Origin of the sequence: Microcystis sp. M113S1, assembly GCF_020246945.1 — a bacterium.
Lineage (GTDB): Bacteria > Cyanobacteriota > Cyanobacteriia > Cyanobacteriales > Microcystaceae > Microcystis.
The window spans coordinates 1-3,712 of record NZ_JADBSA010000240.1; the positions used below are offsets into that span (position 1 = coordinate 1).

The 3,712-nt window shown below is 39.9% G+C and carries 3 protein-coding genes; all 3 read right to left on the reverse strand.

The genetic code is table 11. The annotated features are described in order from the left end of the window. Nucleotides 1–216: 216 nt before the first annotated feature. Nucleotides 217–939 carry a restriction endonuclease subunit S gene (locus IM319_RS11990; protein WP_287735763.1) on the reverse strand — a complete coding sequence of 241 codons (723 nt, stop codon included), beginning with the start codon at nucleotides 937–939 and terminating at the stop codon, nucleotides 217–219. Beyond that, on the reverse strand, nucleotides 936–2,702 hold the full coding sequence (locus tag IM319_RS11995; protein WP_287735765.1) for an N-6 DNA methylase: 1,767 nt from the start codon (nucleotides 2,700–2,702) through the stop codon (nucleotides 936–938). The genes IM319_RS11990 and IM319_RS11995 overlap by 4 nt, the downstream gene beginning before the upstream one ends. A gap of 212 nt (nucleotides 2,703–2,914) precedes the next feature. Further along, on the reverse strand, nucleotides 2,915–3,145 hold the full coding sequence (locus IM319_RS12000) for a type II toxin-antitoxin system CcdA family antitoxin (protein ID WP_061433385.1): 231 nt from the start codon (nucleotides 3,143–3,145) through the stop codon (nucleotides 2,915–2,917). Nucleotides 3,146–3,712: the final 567 nt, after the last annotated feature.

The window sequence follows — 3,712 nt, forward strand, 5'->3', positions numbered from 1 at the left end:
AAACCGCACTTTTTCTGGGTCAATGATGACAATAAGTTATAGCTTAGAAGCTAATCAACAACTAAAGCTTATGCTTGTAGCTAAGTGAAATCATTGATTAAGAGACCTGTGCTTTTCAATAACTTTTTCAGCAGACCCTAATTATAAATGATTTTGCCTGGTTATTGGATGGGGTGTTGGGTAACAGTCGTCAACCCAACCTACCTTCCGCGCTTTCTAGCTGTCGGTTCTAAGAGTTAGATTACCAAGTACAAGCTGAGCTAAGTCATCAGCTTTCTTTGATTGTTCTGCCGCCAATGTCCTTAGCGTAAACTCTTGTTCGACAGCATCTCCAATTTGTGTTTGAATCTCTTCTGGGGGAACAATTATTTGTAATTCTAGTAATCTAGACGGGCTAATTCTCTGTCGCCCCGTTGCACCAGTAACGTTTGCTGTCGCTTGTCGGGTAAAATGATCAGAACGTAAAGCCCGAAAAAGGTAATAAAGATTAATCTCGGCTTGTGATTTTTTTCGCAAAACAATAAATTCAGTTGAAGCTACTGCGTTAGTTACATCTTGAGTTACTAGCGCAATCTTTTTGTTGGCCAAGCTGGGCATGATCTTGGCGAAGAGAATATCATTCTTTTGAAAGCGATGTTTTGTACTTCCAATCTCATTTCCTTGATTAAGTTTAAGAGTTAATATATAGCCATAAATATCATCTACTTCTCGTAAATCTATATATTCAAATATTTGACCAGCATATCTACTAGAGCGTGGATTAACGCTTCTTGATACAACATCTACAAAGTTTCCTAAAGGCTGCTGTTCAAACTCACCTATTTGCTCATGCAAATATTGTGTATAAGCTGCACCAGCATCAACTGTATCGATACTACGGGCTGATTCTTCAGTGATTGTTAATATTAAAGGGTGTGGTTTAATTAACTCGATAGTCATTGCAGTTCTAGTTTTACTCTATGATAGGCTTCCGCGATAACAGGTAAATCATTGAGATCAGTTTCTCTATAATATTTTGAGGTAATGTCATAGCCAACGTGTTCTGCTTGTGCTAAAAAACGCTTTTTATTGTCTCCAGTAGTCTTCTTGAGATACAAAACACAGGTTCTAGCATTAGACCCCCCAAACGGCTTAAATGATCCGACAGGTAAGCTTATACAACCATGAATATGTGTACGAGATTTCACAAAGTTGCGAACTTCAGTCTCGGAAACTCCGCTGGCAACACCATGGGGCAAAATAACTAGCAAACGTCCAGTTTCAGGCTTTAATAGTCGAATTGCTCTCTCAAGAACCAAATAGTCTGAACCTTGAGCAGCTTTACCTCGTCCTAGATAATACCGGTTTAAAGTAGCAGAATCTTCATAGGGTATATTGAACGGGGGATTAATGAGAATTACATCAAACATTGCTGCGTTATTTTGCTCAATATTTAAAAAATCAGTTCTGCGTCCATCTGTATTCTCAAAAACATCTTCTCTAATTGAATCTCCTGTATAAATATGTTCATAGCCATCACCATGTAAAATCATATTTATTCGACATAAAGTGGCTAACCGAGGATTTATCTCAATTCCCCATAGATTATTCGTGACAAGATTACTAACTAAATGATCTTTTTCATCTTGGCTAGAATCAAGAAATCGAATTTTTTTGCGGACATTAATAAACGCTCTAATAAGAAAGCCACCACTTCCGCATGATAAATCAAGGACTTTTTCTCCAATTTTTATATCAGCTATCTCAACCATGAACTCAACTAATTGTCTTGGGGTTAAATACTGTCCTAAGTCCCCTCGGAGTGTTCCAGTAAGAAAGGCTTCATAAACAGAACCAACTACATCTCCTCCTGCTCCAGCCAAGCCAAGTGGTGTCTTAAAACCATAAAGACCAAAAGGCTCTAATTCACGAACAATTTTTTCAACAGTTTCGTTGCTTCTAATTTGAATTTTAGTTCCCGTAGGGAATACATTAAAAGTCTGTTTTGCGTCAGTAAACATTTGCTGTAAAGCAGCTAGAGGTCCACTGCCAAGAAGCCAGGAAGATGTAAAGCGATTGGGTGCAAGGCCTTCAGCATCTCTTTTCTCTTCGTTAAACTTACAAGTGAGAATTTTAGTTAGCTCATCAAATGCAGACTCGGCAATGAGTCCTTCTTTAGCTAACTCTTTTCGACATTCCCTAAATGCTATTTCTAAGTCACCTTTATTTTCAATAGTTACTAAAAGTCGCTCAGCAGCTTGTCGCTTTTCAAATTGAACTACATTGCTAGAGACAGTAAGTATTGTGCTTTCAAGCTCTTGCGGTTCAGGAACGGATTCTAATCCGCCAATATCGTCTCTATCCAAATAATAAATCTCCCAATCACGTCCATTAGTCAGAACTGCAATTGGTGTAGATGGTTCAAGAAGTTGAGCATAGGAAAGCGCTTGGTTAACATCCTCCTCGCTCAATCGATGCTGAATACGCTTGGTTTCAACCACAAGAGCCGGACGTTCCCCAATATAAACAACGATATCAGCTTGTTTTCTAAATCTATGTCCTGAAGTTCCAGTGATTGAGACTTTTCGACGTATCTGGTTCCTGTCGTAACCAAGCCTCATTATGAAAGGAATAACAACATTCTCAGCACAGTCGTCCTCAGAGTTCAACGGTGGTGCTTTGCGAAAAATGTCATCTAAGATAGCCTGTTTATTCAACGGCATAATAATCTATACACCTATGGGTTACACGATAACTAAGCCTACTGCAAACCAGAGCAGTAGGTAAATAGCTTAAACCGTTGCGTTGCTGTTACAGGCAATACTACTATTAACCAGCTTAGTTGGGGAAAAAATCTCAATTACTATCAATGGTTAACCTAAGAAAATATTTCAGTCTCTCCGTCGGGAAATAACCTATTAGAGACTGAAAAATCTTAGTCATTCCATTCCCCTTTGGGGGGTACGGGAGGATTGCGTCGAAGATGGCGGGTTAAGTCCTCATCCGGTTCCCTTTCCCCTCTTAGCCACTGTTTAATCGCTGTTTCGATAATGCGACTAGGATCGTTAGTCAGGTGTTTAATCTGTTCTAAAACTTCCGAGTCAAGGTGAATAGCGATTTCAACTTTCTCGGCCGTGCGCTGAGTCGGTGTAGCATTTTCGTTCATAAGCTCTATTAATGATTGCTATCTATCATTCTACCCGTCAGTCGAGGATTCTTATCCAAGAGTTTATCTATGGTAATCCGATTTGGACAAATCTTACATCTTCTCCCTAGCCATTGCCCTTTCCCTGATTTCGTCAGCATAATCAAGCCGAGCATAGTTTCCTGTGGATGCCGAGAGGGGAATCCAAGGCCGAAACCATGACTATACTTGCAGTTTAGCTTTTTTTATCTTTACCGAAAAATTGGGTTTAAAGCCTCGCCCTTTTAGGACGGCTTTGTGTTAAACTGATTGGTAAGCGGAAAATCAGATGTGTAGTCGTGACACGCGAACTGACCGTTGGACAAAAGCTAGTGTCACCAACCCATTTCGGGTTGCCCCAATACCTTACTGCTCTAATCAAAAAAAGTACGGCATAGGTGGGAGATAAAAAAAATTAAATAGGGTAGGGCATACCCGAATTTACGCTTGGGGAGTAGTCCCTAAGAGTGCTTGCCTTGTAGGTGTAGTCGGACTAGACATGAAGCTGTAAGACCAAAATTAGCTTTGCTAGTAGAGGCAGGATTCAGC